The organism is Pseudomonas sp. S3E17 (assembly GCF_024168685.1).
Classification (GTDB): Bacteria; Pseudomonadota; Gammaproteobacteria; order Pseudomonadales; family Pseudomonadaceae; genus Aquipseudomonas; species Aquipseudomonas marginalis.
In genome coordinates, this window is record NZ_JALJWE010000001.1 from 6,569,670 (window position 1) to 6,583,999 (window position 14,330).

Consider the following 14,330-nt stretch of genomic DNA (forward strand, 5'->3'; position numbering starts at 1 on the left):
GAATTGGTTCTAGCGTATGTAACGTCTGGGTGAGCCAATACCGGGTTTGAAATTAGTCGTAGGCGTGTCAGTTTCAGCGGGCAACCTGGACGGTACAGAAACACGGTATTGGCTGGTCTGGTTTTATCAGGTGTTAAATATGAATGTTGGAATCGTAGGCGCAAACGGATTTGTCGGCAGTCACCTGGTCTCTAGACTGACTGCCGAGGGGCATCAGGTTCGAGCCTACGGTCGCAGCGATATTGATCTTGTCATGCCGGAGTCATTTGGCTGCCTTGAGGATCACGATGCGGTGATCAACTGCGCCGCTTATGTGGGGGCGGATCGAGAAAAGCTGTTCACCGTAAACGTACAGGGGATCATTAACCTGTGTGCGATGTTGCAGGCGCGCGCAACACCCCCTTATTTGCTCAATGTATCCAGTGGCGCTGTATACGGCTATTCGGATGGCCCGGCGGTGTTCGATAGTCCGGCAGCCCCTGTGGGTGATTATGCTTTAAGCAAGTACCTCGGGGACGAGGTCGTCCGCCTGCATTATCGAGGGCCATCTGCAGTTGCGCGTTTGTATTACCCCTACGGTGAAGGTCAGTCCCGGGAGCGCCTGATGCCAAGGTTGATCCAGCGCATCCTGAACCGCGAGCCGATTGATATTTCGATTCATGCTTCGTGCCCGCTCATCAACCCGCAACATATTGATGACCTGTGCGATCAGCTCTGTGCAATGACGCTAGGGCGAGTCGAGGGCGTGCATGTGTTGGGTGGAAGCGAGATCGTCAGTATTCAGGAGATTGCGCTGCTCGCGGGGCGGATTCTAAATATTGAGCCCGTTTTCAATCATGTAGACGGTGCTAAATCCAGTATGTATTGCAAAGGACGGGGTGCTATTTCCCTGGAGTGCGGACTGGGTCGTTTAATCGACAGTATTCGAGGTGGGCAATGAAAGCATATCGATCAGAAGGGCCAGGTACTCCTGACCTGAGCAAGTTTGCGCGTGTAGGGACGAATGTCATTATTGAAGATGGCGTCCGGGTCTTTCACCCGGAAAATATCGAGCTTGGGGATAATGTCTACATCGGTCACGACACGATCTTGAAAGGTTATTACAAGGACAAGATTGTTCTAGGAAACAATGTGTGGATTGGCCAAGGCTGTTTTCTGCATGGTGCCGGCGGCATTGAAATCGGTGACTGCGTGGGTATAGGCCCAGGGGTGAAAATCCATGCGGCGTACCACGAAGATAGCGGGCGTGACGTACCTATCATGTTTCAGAGCTTGAGCTTTGCCAAGGTTGTCATTGAAGACGATGTAAACATTGGTATTGGCGCAATCATCATGAACGGCGTAACCGTCAGCAAGGGCAGCAAGGTGGGAGCAGGTGCCGTCTTGACCAAGACCTTCCCTGAATACTCTGTCGTCGCTGGTGTTCCGGCCAAGTTGATTCGCAGCCGATGATTACGATGCTCTCCTGCTCAAGTCTCATCCCGGAGGTGGTATGAGGGTTTTGATCGGCCCGGTAGAAATCGCCGGTGTTGCCAAAGGTCTGGCCAAGGGCTTTGCCGAAAATGGCATCTCGGCTGACCTGGTGTTGGAGAGCAGGCATATCTTTTCCTACGGCGGGGCGCGTGACTCGTGGCTGATCCGTGCCTGGCAGGCAATCGGTGCGCGTCGGGCCGCGACACAATCACGTCAATTGTTGCGCAAGATCTTTTACGTACTGCTGCACAAAGCCTGGAGCTGGCTGGTTTTTCTAGGGTCGGTTTTTTGCTGCGACGCTTATATTTTCCTCTACGGTCGTACGTTAACGGACTCTCATCTCGAACTGTTTTTGCTCAAGGCGTTCAGGAAGAAAGTGGTGTTCATTAACGTGGGCAGTGACTTCCGTCCCCCTTATCTGGATGGGTCTGTTTATCCCTGTGTGCCAGAGTCGCCTGATTTTCATAAATTGGGACGGGTGGTCAAAACCCTGAAAAAGCGTATCGCCCTGCATGAGCGTTACGCTGACTTCATTGTCAGTTCGCCGAGCAGTTCCCATTTCCATGAGCAACCCTTTATAAACTGGTTCTCTATGGGCGTGCCGGCTGCCTTTGATGCGCCTGGTGGTATTGATGCAAAGCCCGCAGCGGGAAAAGTGACGATTTTGCACAGTCCCTCAAGTCCCCTGGCCAAAGGCAGCCAGAGGATAGGTGAGGTTATCGATGGGTTGATCGCCCGGGGGCATCCGATCGAGTTCATCAAGCTCCAGGGTGTCAGTAATCAGGAAGTACTCAAGCAGTTGGCCCATTGTGATTTCGTTGTGGATCAACTGTATTCGGACATCCCGCTTGCCGTTTTTGGTTCCGAGGCGGCTCGTTTTGGTAAACCTTGTGTCATCGCAGGCTACATGGCCGAGCATGTCTCCCGTTACATCCAGGCCGAAGACGTGCCACCCAGCTTGTACGTGCTACCGCAGGATCTGGAATCCGCTATAGAGAAGCTGGTTTGCGATCCCGAGTACAGGATGGCGTTGGGCCGGCGTGCGCAGCTTTTCGTTGAAGAGCGCTGGTCGTGTGCGGTCGTTGCCAGGCGTTACCTGGATCTTCTTGAGGGCGTTCCTCGCGCAGAATGGTGGTTTGACCCTGCGAACATTGACTACGTCGGCGGGTGTTGCGCCCCCGATTCTCATGTGCGTTTTCTGGTAAAGGGCGTAGTCGATCAGTTGGGTGTCAGCGCTTTGGCAGTGGGGGATAAACCAGTCCTGGAGCGCGCGCTTCTGGCGTTGGTCAAGGGCGAGGATCAAGTCCCCAATGCTTAAGGCGATTTTGCGTGACAGCCTGATCTACGGTCTGGCCTCCGTCCTGTCCCGAGGGTTGGCTATCTTTCTGCTGCCACTCTACACACGGGTACTCTCGACCGGCGATTACGGGGCTTTTGACTTGCTCATCACCCTGGGCGCGCTGGTGAATCTAACCGTTGCGCTGGAAGTGTCGCAGGGGTTGGCGCGTTACTGGGGAGACATAAAGGAACCCTCCGAAAGGCGCACGCTGGCCAGCACGACCTTTTGGTTCACGCTGGGCATGTACAGTGTGTTTCTGCTGGCGGGCCTGTTGGCTTCGTCGCGCCTGAACCTGTTGGTGCTCGGCGACGCGGCGTACCTCGACACCTTTCGCCTTGGCCTGGGTTTTATCACCATCAATGGCATTTACTATTTGCTGCTCAACCAGTTTCGCTGGGAGCTGCGCAGCAAGGCTTATGCCATGGTCAGTTTCGGCTATGCATTGATGACATTGGCTTTTGCCGTGGTGTTCTGCCTGCTGCTTGGCAAGGGGTTGGAAGGGGTGATGCTTGGCCAGCTACTGGCCGCGTTGTGCTCAACGCTGATCTGTCTTTGGCTTCTACGCACCACATTCGGCTTTTCCTTCGATGTTGAAAGGCTCGCGGCGATGCTGAAGTTCTCCATGCCGTTGGTTCCGGCCGGCCTGGCGGTGTTCGTCAGCCTGTATATCAACCGCGTTGCGCTGATGCATTTTGGCTCACTGCAGGACGTAGGCCTGTTCGGTATTGGCAGCCGTGTCGCGGGCCTTTCCGCCTTGCTGCTGCTCGGTATCCAGGCCGCACTGACGCCACTGGTCTACCAGCATTACCGGGAACCGGAGACACCGGGACAGATTGCCCGGTTGTTCAGCTGGTTTGTTGCTGTAGCGCTGGCCGGCTGCCTGTTCCTGGCGGTGTTTGCCCGCGAGCTCTTGACTGTGTTCGCAACCGCGGATTATCTCGGAGGCGCCTCGCTGGTTGCCTTCCTCGCCCCCGCGTTGCTTCTGTCTCAGATGTATATTTTTGCGCCGGGCATCGCCATCCAGAAAAAAACCATCTGGCAGCTGTGGGTAACGCTGCTGTCAGCGGCGGTCAGTGCCGGGGCCAACTGGCTGCTGGTGCCGTTGTGGGGTGTTTACGGGGCTGCAACGGCGACACTTCTGGCCGCGCTGGTGTTCTTTGTGGCCTGGCTGTTGGTCAGTCAGCGCCTCTATCGGATTCCCTATAACTGGCGTGCCTGCGCGTCTGGCGTGGTGGCCTTCATTATTTGTGCCTGGGTGAGCGCGCAGCTGGATCAATGGGATCTCTATTTGCCGCTGACCCTGATGTTGAAATCGTTGCTGTTGATTGCACTGTCGATTGTCGTGGTAGCGAGTGGCCTGCTGCCACTTGCAGATATTCGTGCGCTGTTGCTGCAGGTTCGCCAGCGTGTCGGTCGACGGTCTAATGTGTGATTCGGCAGGCTTAACCTTGTTTCTGGAGATTGGATAGCCATGTGCGGTATTGCAGGGGGATGGTGGCCGACACGGTCATCCTTGGTGGATGACAGCCTGGCCAGGGCGCTCGACGCCATGCGCCTACGGGGGCCGGATGACCGGGGGTACGAGCTGTTCGAGGCGGCAAACGCCGTCGTCGGCTTGGGACATACGCGTCTGTCGATCATTGATCTGTCATCGGCTGGGCATCAGCCGATGCATTGCGCTGAGGGGGCGCTATCGATCGTTTTCAATGGCGAGATCTACAACTACCGCGAACTGCGCGAGGAACTCCGCTCGCTCGGGCACCCCTTTGTTTCCGACTCTGATACCGAAGTGCTGCTGGCCGCATGGAAGCAGTGGGGCAGAGCGTGCCTGCCACGCCTGACGGGGATGTTCGCTTTTGCGGTGTTTGACCGGGTAGCGGCGACGCTGACGTGCGTGCGTGACGCGTTTGGCATCAAACCCTTCTTTTATAGCCAGGAACAAGGTGCGTTCCTGTTCGCCTCGGAAGTGGCGGCGATCAAAGCGTTGAAGCGCGAAAAGGCGACTCTGGACTGGCAGCGTGCCTACGATTATCTGGTTCACGGCGATTATGAAAGTGGTCCCGGCACCTTTTTTGAGGGGGTGTTGAACCTGCTGCCAGGGCATGTGCTTACGGTTGACCTCAAGACTGGCGCGCTCAGCGACCCGCTACGTTGGTGGGCCCCCTCGATCAAAGAGCGCAGCGACCTGAGCTTCGCGGATGCCACGGAGCGTGTCCGAGAAACCTTTCTGCAAAGCATCCGCTTGCACCTGCGCAGTGATGTCGCGGTCGGCGCGGCGTTGTCCGGCGGCATCGACTCCTCTGCTGTTGTGTGTGCCATGCGCCATGTCGAGCCGGACGTGCCGATCAATACCTTCAGCTACATTGCGCGGGGCAGTGATGTAAGCGAAGAGGTGTGGGTCGATCGAGTCAATGAACACGTGGGTGCGGTCCCCCATAAAATGGTGGTCAGCGCCGATGAACTCGCGCGCGACCTCGATTCCATGATCCTGGCTCAGGGCGAGCCTTTCGGCAGCACCAGTATTTACGCCCAGTATCGGGTGTTTCAGCTGGCGAAAGAGCAGGGCGTTACCGTCACCCTGGACGGTCAGGGCGCTGATGAGATGATGGCCGGTTATAGCGGTTATCCAGGCCAGCGCCTGCGAAGTCTGATCGAGAAGGGAAAACTGGGCGAAGCCTGGAGTTTTCTTGATGAGTGGTCCAAGTGGCCAGGTCGCAGCCGGATGGGCGGGGCCAAGCGATGCGTCGCTGAAATGACCCAGGGCACGTTGAACCAGGTGCTGCGCTCATTGAATGGCATGAACGCATTGCCCGCCTGGATCAAAAGTGAGCCGCTTGCCGAGCGCGGCATTGTTCAGCGTTTTCCGTTGCAGCGCTCCGACGTGACCGAGTCGGGTCGCCGCGTGGTTTCCGAGCTGGCACTTTCGTTGACCCGCCGTGGGTTGCCCGCGCTGCTGCGTCATGGCGACCGCAACTCGATGCGTTTTTCGGTTGAAAGCCGGGTACCTTTCCTGACGCTGGATATGGTGAATCTGTTGCTGTCGTTGCCAGAGTCCTACCTGATCTCGCCGAAGGGCGAGACGAAGTCCGTGTTTCGTGCTGCCATGCGCGGTATCGTGCCCGATGACGTCCTGGATCGCCGCGACAAGATCGGCTTTGCCACTCCTGAACAGGTTTGGCTGACATCGATGGTGGATACGATTCGCAGTTGGCTGCGAGTTGATCTGCAGTTGCCGTTTTTCGACCAGGCAGAAGCGTTGCGTGAGTTTGAGTTGATCATGGCGGGCAAAAAGCCTTTTACCTGGCAGGTCTGGCGCTGGATTAACTTCTGTCGCTGGCATAGTCATTTTATTGCTTGATATTGAATCAAGGTTTTACTTTGAAAAGCATACTGATAATTTCTTTTTCCGTTATTCATAGCGATCCTCGGGTCATGCGGCAGGTTCGCTTGCTCGAATCTGATTACCAGGTGACTGTGGCCGGCTATGGCCAAAAGCCTGATGCGAATATACGTTTCGTAAACCTTGAGAAATCACCCGCGAGTCTGCCGAAGAAGCTGTTTTGGGCGGCCAAGCTTCTGGCCGGTGCGTTTGAAAACTACTACTGGAATCAGCAACAGGTCCGCAGCGCCCAGGTTCTGCTGAGCGCCGACAGTTTTGACCTTATCATTGCCAATGATCTTTCCAGTGCGCCGCTGGCGTTGAAGTTGGCGGGTGCTACGCCAGTGCTGGTGGATGCGCACGAGTACTCGCCTCGGGAATTCGACGATAAATGGGCGTGGCGGTTGCTGTTCGGTCGTTACAACCATACGTTGTGCCAGCGCTACCTGCCGTTGGCCGCTGGCATGGTTACTGTTTGCCAGGGCATTGCCGACGAATATGGGCGTGTCTATGGGGTTCAACCGGTGGTTGTTCATAACGCGCCACTCGATCAGAAACTGGCGCCATCGCCTGTCAATGAACACCAGGTTCGTCTGATCCACCATGGCGCCGCCATTCGGTCTCGTCACCTGGGCGTCATGATCGAGATGATGCAGTACCTGGATCAGCGCTTCAGTCTGGATTTCATGCTGATGGAGTCGGATGCGGCTTACATGAAGGAGCTGCGCCAGGCTGCCAGCGCAGACGCGCGGATCAGGTTTATCGAGCCCGTACCGATGCCGCAGATATGCCAGGCGCTCAATGGATATGACATGGGCGTCTATCTGCTCCCACCGGTCAACTTCAACCATGAGCATGCGTTGCCCAACAAGTTCTTTGAGTTTGTGCAGGCCCGTCTCGGGGTTGCCATCGGCCCTTCGACTGAAATGGCTACGCTGCTGAACAAGTATCGCTGTGGTGTGGTTGCTGACTCTTTTACCGCCCAAGCGCTGGCCGCCTCCATGAATGCGCTCAGCGCTGAAGATATCGCTGAATTCAAGCAAGCGTCGCATCGCGCGGCCAGTGAACTCAATTACGAGCATGATGGAAAGGTTCTGCTCTCGGAAATCACACGGCTGCTCTGAACACCGTCATTTATGAGTGAATTTATGAAAATTGTTACCGTCGTCGGTGCTCGTCCTCAGTTCATCAAGGCCGCTACTGTCTCTCGTGCAATGGCAGAGCAAGGCGACTGCGTTGAAGTCATGATCCATACCGGACAACATTTCGACGCAAATATGTCGGATGTTTTTTTTCAAGAACTGGAGATCCCTAAACCCGCCTACAGTCTCGGGGTGGGAGGCGGGAGCCACGGCCAGAACACGGGGCGCATGATTGAAGCCATTGAGGCTGTACTGATCAAGGAGTGTCCGGATGCGGTGCTGGTCTACGGGGACACGGACTCCACCTTGGCTGGCGCGCTGGCGGCCGCCAAGTTGCACGTACCCATTGTTCATGTCGAAGCGGGGCTTCGTTCCTTCAACCGGGCCATGCCTGAAGAAATCAACCGCAAGTTGACTGATCACCTCAGCGATTTGCTGTTGACCCCGAATCAGCAGGGTATCCAGAACCTGGCGCAAGAAGGTATCACCGGTTCGCACGTCATCAACGTGGGTGACGTGATGTTTGATGCAGCCTTGTACTTTGGGGCAAGAGCCGACGAGACCAGCAAGATTCTTCAGACGTTGTCACTGGCCCCAAAAGCGTATTGGTTGGCGACCGTGCATCGGCAGGAAAATACCGACGATCCACTGCGTCTGCAGCGCATCTTTGATGGCTTGTCCCGGTCCCCGCTGAAAGTCGTCCTGCCTTTGCATCCGCGGACCCGTAATCGCCTCGCTGATCAAGGGATAGTCATGCCTGCGAATATCCTGATAGTGGAACCGCTCGGGTATATCGACATGGTCATGCTTGAGAAGCACGCCTCACTGATTGTCACTGATTCCGGCGGCGTGCAAAAAGAGGCGTATTTTCATCGGGTTCCCTGCCTCACGCTGAGGGATGAGACCGAGTGGCTGGAATTGATCGATATGGGCTGGAACCGCCTTGCTTCGCCACTGAGCGACGATTTTTTTAGCGCATTTGAACAGGATTATCTGCCGGGCACGGCAGATGGCGAGCCTTATGGTGACGGTCAGGCAGCAGGCCGGGTTGTTCAGTCACTTCGCCTCGTTTCAGGCCAGGGGTAGTTCGGGTGCGAGTCTTGTTCCTCCACCCGGCAGCGGCATTCGGTGGCGCATCCAAGAGTCTGATCGAGTTGTTCGGGTGTCTGCGCGCCTACGGTGTGAAGGGCACGGTGTTAAGCCCCTCCGGTACCGTCTGCCAGGCTTTTATTCAGGCGGGAATGGATGTCAGGGCGGTCAAGGGATTGAGTCAGTTCGACAACACCCGTTATGGCTATTATCGACGCTTGCGATGGATCATTCTGCTGCGCGAGTTGTTCCTGCTGCCCTTTTCCCTGATCGCCCTTTGGCGCTTGCGGCATGAGCGCTTTGACGTGTTGCATCTGAACGAAGTGACGTTGCTGCCCTTGGGGATACTAGCGAAGTTATTATTGCGCATACCGATGGTGGTGCATGTGCGGTCTCTGCAGCGTCCTCCCCGTCAGGGTGTGCGTACAAGGCTTGTGAGTGCGGTATTGCAGCGTTTTGCCGATGCGGTCGTGCCTATCGACCATACGGTAGCTGCTACCCTTTCAAACGATTTGCCTCTGCGCATTGTGCATAATGGCCTGAGTATTGATGGTCCGCTGAATGAACGGTCGCCACGGGATAGGGATAAGCCTGTACGAGTCGGGTTCGTGGGTGGGCTCATTCCTCTGAAAGGGGTTTATGAGCTTGTGGAAGCCATGCGCCTCCTCAGGGACCGTCAGGTTCGGATCGAATGCTGGATTGCTGGTGAGAATGCACGGGATCTTTCCGGACCCAAGGCTTGGGTGCTGCGCAAGCTTGGATTTGCACACGACGTACGTAGCGATCTCGAATGTTTCATCGTAAAGCATGACCTGCAAAGCCATGTGCGCCTGATGGGTTTTGTAGACGATGTCCGGCAGTTGTATCCGCAGCTCGATATTCTGTGCTTCCCTTCCCATCTTGATGCGGCGGGCCGGCCGGTGTTCGAGGCGGCGTTCTACTCAATTCCAAGCGTGGTTGCCGTGGCGAACCCCGTACCGGACGCGATAATTCATGAGGTGACGGGGTTGGCCATACCCCGCTCTGATCCAGAATTACTCGCTAATGCCTTGCAACGACTGGCAGGGGACGACAAGTTTCGTTTGACCCTTGGCCGCCAGGCTCGCCGGTGGGCTGAGGATAATTTCGCCATCGAAGTGAATGCACGGCTTATGTACCAGATTTATCAGGATGTCTGCGGTGTGACATCCCAGGATGTTCACCAGGGATAATCACTGGTCTGGTCAAAGGCATCTGAATTTGCTCAAGCGTGCGCAGGTGGCTGGCCGATCTTGGCCAGCCACCTTGCCAGGCAGAATACCTCGCTCGAATCAATGATTGAGTACCCCGATTCCCTATGAAGATTCTCGTTGTTTCGCAATACTTTTGGCCCGAAAGCTTCATCATCAACGACATCGTGCGTACCCTTGATGAGCAGGGCCATGAGGTGGTTGTGGCTACCGGCAAGCCCAATTACCCGGATGGCAAAATATTTGAGGGCTATAGCGCCAAGGGCACCCAACGCGAGCGCTACCTTGGGAAGATCGATGTGCTGCGCGTTCCGCTCTGGCCAAGAGGGGGAGGGGGCGCGAAGAACCTGATTTTCAACTATCTGTCGTTCGTCTTCGCCGGCCTGCTGTTTTTACCGTGGATGCTGCGTAAACGAGAGTTCGACGCGATTCTGGTCTTTGCCCCTTCGCCAATCCTGCAGGCTGTTCCCGCGATTCCGTTGAAGTGGCTGAAGAAGGCCAAGCTTGCTTTGTGGGTGCAGGATCTGTGGCCGGAAAGTCTCTCTGCCACCGGATTCATTCATAACCGGTATGTGTTGAGGCTGGTGGGTGAGGCGGTCAAGGTCATCTATCGCCATTGCGACACGCTGCTGGTGCAGTCGCACGCATTTGTAGAGCCGGTTGCCCGGTACGCGGCACGCGAAAAAATCCAGTATTACCCTAACTCAATGGACACGCGGGGGGCGCAGTCGCCGTTTGTTGTTCCGCCTGAGCTGGATGCAGTGCTCACGCAACATTTTTGCGTAGTGTTTGCGGGCAATCTGGGCACCGCTCAAGCCCTCGATACACTGGTCGAGGCAGCATTAAAGCTGCGTGATGACGCGCAGATTCGCATTGTGCTGGTTGGCAGCGGGAGTCGTCTGGACTGGCTCAAATCGCAGAAGTTGGCCCTTGAGCTGGACAATCTGGTGCTGCCGGGGCGCTTTCCGGTAGAGGCGATGAGCGCGATTTTCAAACGATCATCGGCGTTGTTGGTTTCGCTGACTGATGAGGAAGTTTTTGCCCAAACTATTCCGAGCAAAATTCAGGCGTATCTTGCAGCGGGACGGCCGATCATCGCTTCGATGAACGGCGAAGGCGCGCGCGTGATCGATGAAGCAGGCGCAGGCCTGACTTCGCCTGCTGAGCAAGTTCCTCCTCTGGTGGCCAATATTCGGCGCCTGAAGGCTATGGGCACGCAAGAGCGAGCGGCAATGGGCGAAGCCGGGCGGGCGTACTTCGATGCCAATTTTGACATGGACAGCCAAGTGAGCCGCTTGGTCGGGCTGTTGCAGCGCTAAAGGGCGACGCAACCATGTCAACGTGCGCAAGCGTTTGATAACGTTCAAGGCGCACATATTGATCTGCTCGAAGTCAGAGAGCGTCATCTGCGAACGGATTGAATGCGTGTTAGTTGTTGGGGCGTTATTTCAAGTGGCTGTAATACTGTATAAGCGCATGAGGGATTGATGTGTCGGTGTGAAGCAAACTCAATTCAGGTCATGTAAGTCTTCAGTATGTTAAGTGTTTCCATGCAAAGTTGTAGACTGTTCGTTTTCCTTTTTTGAGCGTCTTTATTCTGTTATTTATTGATGGGGTTTTTTCTCGTCTTTTCCAGATCTGAAAATATAGAAGGTTCATGATTCATGGCACGTGTTCTTGTTCTTGGCGTTACCGGCATGCTCGGCAGTGCGGTCTTCAAGGCTTTCAGTTCCGACTCGGAGCATGAGGTGTGGGGAACGTTGCGAAGCGCTGCCGGACTGCGACACTTCCCTGCCGCCAACCACGAGCGCCTCCTGTCGGGCGTCGATGTGTTGGATCAGGACTCGCTTGTTGCGGTGCTCGCCCGGGTTCGTCCTGACGTGGTGATCAATTGCGTAGGCCTGATCAAGCAATTGGCCGATGCCAACGATCCGCTGACGGCATTGCCGGTCAACTCGCTGTTGCCGCATCGGTTGGCGCGACTGTGTGCCCTAAGCGACGCGCGCCTGATCCAGATCAGTACCGATTGCGTGTTCTCGGGGCAAAAAGGCGGCTACCTGGAAAGCGACGTTTCAGATGCCAGTGATCTGTATGGGAAGTCCAAGTACATCGGCGAACTTCATGACGTGCCCAATGCGGTAACCCTACGAACCTCCATCATCGGGCATGAGTTGAATTCCAGTCACTCCCTGGTGGATTGGTTCCTGTCACAACAGGGCAGCACACGCGGTTTTTCCAAGGCCATTTTCTCCGGCCTGCCCACCGTTGAATTGGCCCGCGTCATGAAAGACTTCGTCATTCCGCACCCGGAGCTCAATGGTCTGTATCATGTGTCCGCAGATCCAATTGCCAAGCTCGACTTGTTGAAGCTGATTGCCAGCCAATACGGCAAGTCAATCGAGATCCGCCCTGATGCGGCATTAGTCATCGATCGCTCGCTCAACAGTGAGCGTTTCACCCAGGCAACTGGATACACAGCTCCAGCCTGGCCCCAGCTCATTGAGCTGATGCACGCCACTCGCTAACGAATTCGGAAGGTTTACATGTTCGACGACAAGGTATTGATGATCACCGGTGGCACCGGTTCCTTCGGCCATACGGTCCTCAAGCGTTTTCTCAATACCGCTGTGCGCGAGATTCGCATCTTCAGTCGCGATGAGAAAAAGCAGGAAGACATGCGTATCGCCTTGGCCAACGACAAGGTCAAGTTCTACATCGGTGATGTGCGCGACTACGACAGTCTTTCCCAGGCAATGGTCGGTGTCGATTACATCTTCCATGCCGCTGCGCTGAAGCAGGTACCCTCCTGCGAGTTCTATCCTATGGAAGCGGTGCGCACTAACGTACTGGGCACCGAAAACGTGCTGAATGCCGCTATTGCGACGGGCGTGCAGCGCGTCGTTGTATTAAGCACCGACAAAGCTGTTTATCCGATCAATGCCATGGGCATCTCCAAGGCGATGGCCGAGAAGTTGATGGTGGCGAAGTCGCGCATGATCCCGGTCAAGGGGCCGGTTATTTGCGCAACACGTTACGGCAACGTCATGGCTTCGCGCGGCTCGGTCATTCCATTGTTTGTCGATCAACTGCGCAAAGGTGAAGTGCTCACGGTCACGGATCCTGAAATGACACGTTTCCTTATGTCACTTGAAGACTCGGTCGACCTAGTCCTGCACGCGTTTGAGCACGGCCAGCAGGGCGATTTGTTCGTTCAGAAAGCACCGGCCTCCACTGTCGGTGACCTGGCCGAAGCGCTCAAGCAACTGTTCGCCAAGAGCAATGAGATCAAGGTCATCGGTACCCGCCACGGCGAGAAACTCTATGAGTCCCTGGTGTCGCGGGAGGAAATGGCCAAGGCCGAGGATATGGGGCGCTATTACCGTATTCCGGCAGATAACCGCGACCTGAATTACAAGAAGTACTTTGTTGAGGGGGAGCAGCTTATCTCCGACATGGATGATTACACTTCCCACAATACAGAACGCCTGGATGTACCTGGCATCAAGGAACTGCTACTCAAGCTTGATTACATCAAGGAGCAACTCGATGCTTAAGGTGATGACACTCGTCGGCACGCGTCCCGAGCTGATCAAAATGAGCCGGGTCATCGCCGAGCTGGATCGTCAGGTCAATCATGTCCTGGTGCACTCTGGGCAGAACTACGATTACGAACTCAATCAGGTGTTCTTCGACGACCTGGAAATCCGCAAGCCGGACCATTTCCTGGGTGCTGCCGGCGATACCGCCGCGAAAACCATCGCCGAGGTCATTGCCAAATCCGATGAAATCTTCGAGCTGGAACAGCCTGACGCGTTGCTGCTCTACGGGGACACCAATACCTGCCTCGCAGTGATCGCCGCCAAGCGCCGCAAGATTCCGGTGTTTCATATGGAGGCCGGAAACCGCTGCTTCGATCAGCGGGTGCCTGAAGAACTCAACCGCAAAGTGCTGGACCACCTCAGTGACATCAACATGGTGTTGACCGAGCATGCCCGCCGCTATCTGATCGCCGAAGGCATTCGTCCGGAAACGATCATCAAGACCGGCTCGCACATGCAGGAAGTACTCGACTACTACATGCCCAAGATCGAGCAGTCCGATGTGTTGGCGCGTAGCGGCCTGGAGCAGGATAAGTTCTTCATTGTCAGCGCCCACCGCGAAGAGAACGTCGATACCCCGGAGAACCTGCGGGATTTGCTGGATACCCTGCGTGCCCTGGCGGACCACTATGGTTTCCCTCTGATCGTCTCGACACACCCACGTACACGCAAACGTCTGGAGGCTTTGGGTGAGTCCCTTGACCATCCGCTGATCCGTTTCGTCAAACCGTTCGGTCTGCTGGATTACATCAGGCTGCAGATGTCGGCGTTTTGCGTGCTGTCCGATAGCGGCACCATCACCGAAGAGGCTTCCCTGTTGAGCCTGCCGGCGGTCACCTTACGCAACGCCCATGAGCGCCCCGAGGGTATGGATGAGGGCACACTGATCATGAGCGGCCTCAAGCGCGAGTCCGTGATGGACGCGGTTCGCGTGGTTACCAGCCAGCACGTGCGCGGGCAACGCAAGGTGCCAGTGGTCGCGGATTATCAAGGTGGGCCGGTTTCGTTACAGGTGGTTCGTGTGGTGCTGAGTTACACCGATTACATCAATCGTACGGTGTGGAAAAAGGCTTGAGATCG

General features: G+C 55.9%; 12 protein-coding genes. All 12 read left to right on the plus strand.

The features are described 5' to 3' along the window. Positions 1 to 139 precede the first annotated feature (139 nt). Complete coding sequence (locus J3D60_RS29865; RefSeq protein ID WP_253493756.1) at positions 140 to 940, plus strand: NAD(P)-dependent oxidoreductase; 801 nt, start codon at positions 140 to 142, stop codon at positions 938 to 940. After that, the gene (locus J3D60_RS29870) at positions 937 to 1,452 is read left to right on the plus strand and encodes a DapH/DapD/GlmU-related protein (RefSeq protein WP_053132492.1); all 516 of its coding nucleotides are present in this window, start codon (positions 937 to 939) and stop codon (positions 1,450 to 1,452) included. Before J3D60_RS29865 ends, J3D60_RS29870 begins: the two co-directional genes overlap by 4 nt. A 40-nt stretch (positions 1,453 to 1,492) precedes the next feature. Further along, on the plus strand, positions 1,493 to 2,791 hold the full coding sequence (locus J3D60_RS29875; protein WP_253493757.1) for a glycosyltransferase: 1,299 nt from the start codon (positions 1,493 to 1,495) through the stop codon (positions 2,789 to 2,791). Next, the gene (locus tag J3D60_RS29880) at positions 2,784 to 4,244 is read left to right on the plus strand and encodes an oligosaccharide flippase family protein (protein WP_053132496.1); all 1,461 of its coding nucleotides are present in this window, start codon (positions 2,784 to 2,786) and stop codon (positions 4,242 to 4,244) included. The genes J3D60_RS29875 and J3D60_RS29880 overlap by 8 nt, the downstream gene beginning before the upstream one ends. A 39-nt stretch (positions 4,245 to 4,283) precedes the next feature. Then, positions 4,284 to 6,170: an asparagine synthase (glutamine-hydrolyzing) gene (gene asnB / locus J3D60_RS29885; protein WP_301294603.1), complete on the plus strand. Its 1,887-nt coding sequence runs from the start codon at positions 4,284 to 4,286 to the stop codon at positions 6,168 to 6,170. Between the two features lie 20 nt (positions 6,171 to 6,190). Next, a complete protein-coding gene (locus tag J3D60_RS29890; RefSeq protein ID WP_253493759.1) occupies positions 6,191 to 7,315 on the plus strand; it encodes a glycosyltransferase in 1,125 nt (374 codons plus the stop codon). Between the two features lie 24 nt (positions 7,316 to 7,339). Continuing rightward, the gene (gene wecB / locus J3D60_RS29895; RefSeq protein WP_253493760.1) at positions 7,340 to 8,419 is read left to right on the plus strand and encodes a non-hydrolyzing UDP-N-acetylglucosamine 2-epimerase; all 1,080 of its coding nucleotides are present in this window, start codon (positions 7,340 to 7,342) and stop codon (positions 8,417 to 8,419) included. 5 nt (positions 8,420 to 8,424) lie between these two features. Next, positions 8,425 to 9,633 carry a glycosyltransferase family 4 protein gene (locus J3D60_RS29900; RefSeq protein WP_253493761.1) on the plus strand — a complete coding sequence of 403 codons (1,209 nt, stop codon included), beginning with the start codon at positions 8,425 to 8,427 and terminating at the stop codon, positions 9,631 to 9,633. Between the two features lie 125 nt (positions 9,634 to 9,758). Then, a complete protein-coding gene (locus J3D60_RS29905) occupies positions 9,759 to 10,970 on the plus strand; it encodes a glycosyltransferase family 4 protein (protein WP_253493764.1) in 1,212 nt (403 codons plus the stop codon). A 345-nt stretch (positions 10,971 to 11,315) separates the two neighbouring features. Beyond that, entirely contained in the window at positions 11,316 to 12,176 is an 861-nt protein-coding gene (locus J3D60_RS29910; RefSeq protein ID WP_053132515.1) for an SDR family oxidoreductase, read from the plus strand. Between the two features lie 18 nt (positions 12,177 to 12,194). Continuing rightward, entirely contained in the window at positions 12,195 to 13,205 is a 1,011-nt protein-coding gene (locus tag J3D60_RS29915) for a polysaccharide biosynthesis protein (RefSeq protein WP_253493767.1), read from the plus strand. Next, positions 13,198 to 14,325, plus strand: coding sequence for a non-hydrolyzing UDP-N-acetylglucosamine 2-epimerase (gene wecB / locus J3D60_RS29920; protein WP_253493768.1), 1,128 nt, complete (start codon positions 13,198 to 13,200; stop codon positions 14,323 to 14,325). Before J3D60_RS29915 ends, wecB (J3D60_RS29920) begins: the two co-directional genes overlap by 8 nt. Positions 14,326 to 14,330 lie beyond the last annotated feature (5 nt).

Excerpts from the sequence above, each read along its gene's own strand:
- asnB (WP_301294603.1), top strand. The coding sequence starts at position 4,284 with ATGTGCGGTATTGCAGGGGGATGGTGGCCGACACGGTCATCCTTGGTG.
- J3D60_RS29865 (WP_253493756.1), top strand. The coding sequence starts at position 140 with ATGAATGTTGGAATCGTAGGCGCAAACGGATTTGTCGGCAGTCACCTG.
- wecB (WP_253493760.1), top strand. The coding sequence starts at position 7,340 with ATGAAAATTGTTACCGTCGTCGGTGCTCGTCCTCAGTTCATCAAGGCC.
- J3D60_RS29915 (WP_253493767.1), top strand. The coding sequence starts at position 12,195 with ATGTTCGACGACAAGGTATTGATGATCACCGGTGGCACCGGTTCCTTC.
- J3D60_RS29875 (WP_253493757.1), top strand. The coding sequence starts at position 1,493 with ATGAGGGTTTTGATCGGCCCGGTAGAAATCGCCGGTGTTGCCAAAGGT.
- J3D60_RS29905 (WP_253493764.1), top strand. The coding sequence starts at position 9,759 with ATGAAGATTCTCGTTGTTTCGCAATACTTTTGGCCCGAAAGCTTCATC.
- J3D60_RS29880 (WP_053132496.1), top strand. The coding sequence starts at position 2,784 with ATGCTTAAGGCGATTTTGCGTGACAGCCTGATCTACGGTCTGGCCTCC.
- wecB (WP_253493768.1), top strand. The coding sequence starts at position 13,198 with ATGCTTAAGGTGATGACACTCGTCGGCACGCGTCCCGAGCTGATCAAA.
- J3D60_RS29910 (WP_053132515.1), top strand. The coding sequence starts at position 11,316 with ATGGCACGTGTTCTTGTTCTTGGCGTTACCGGCATGCTCGGCAGTGCG.
- J3D60_RS29870 (WP_053132492.1), top strand. The coding sequence starts at position 937 with ATGAAAGCATATCGATCAGAAGGGCCAGGTACTCCTGACCTGAGCAAG.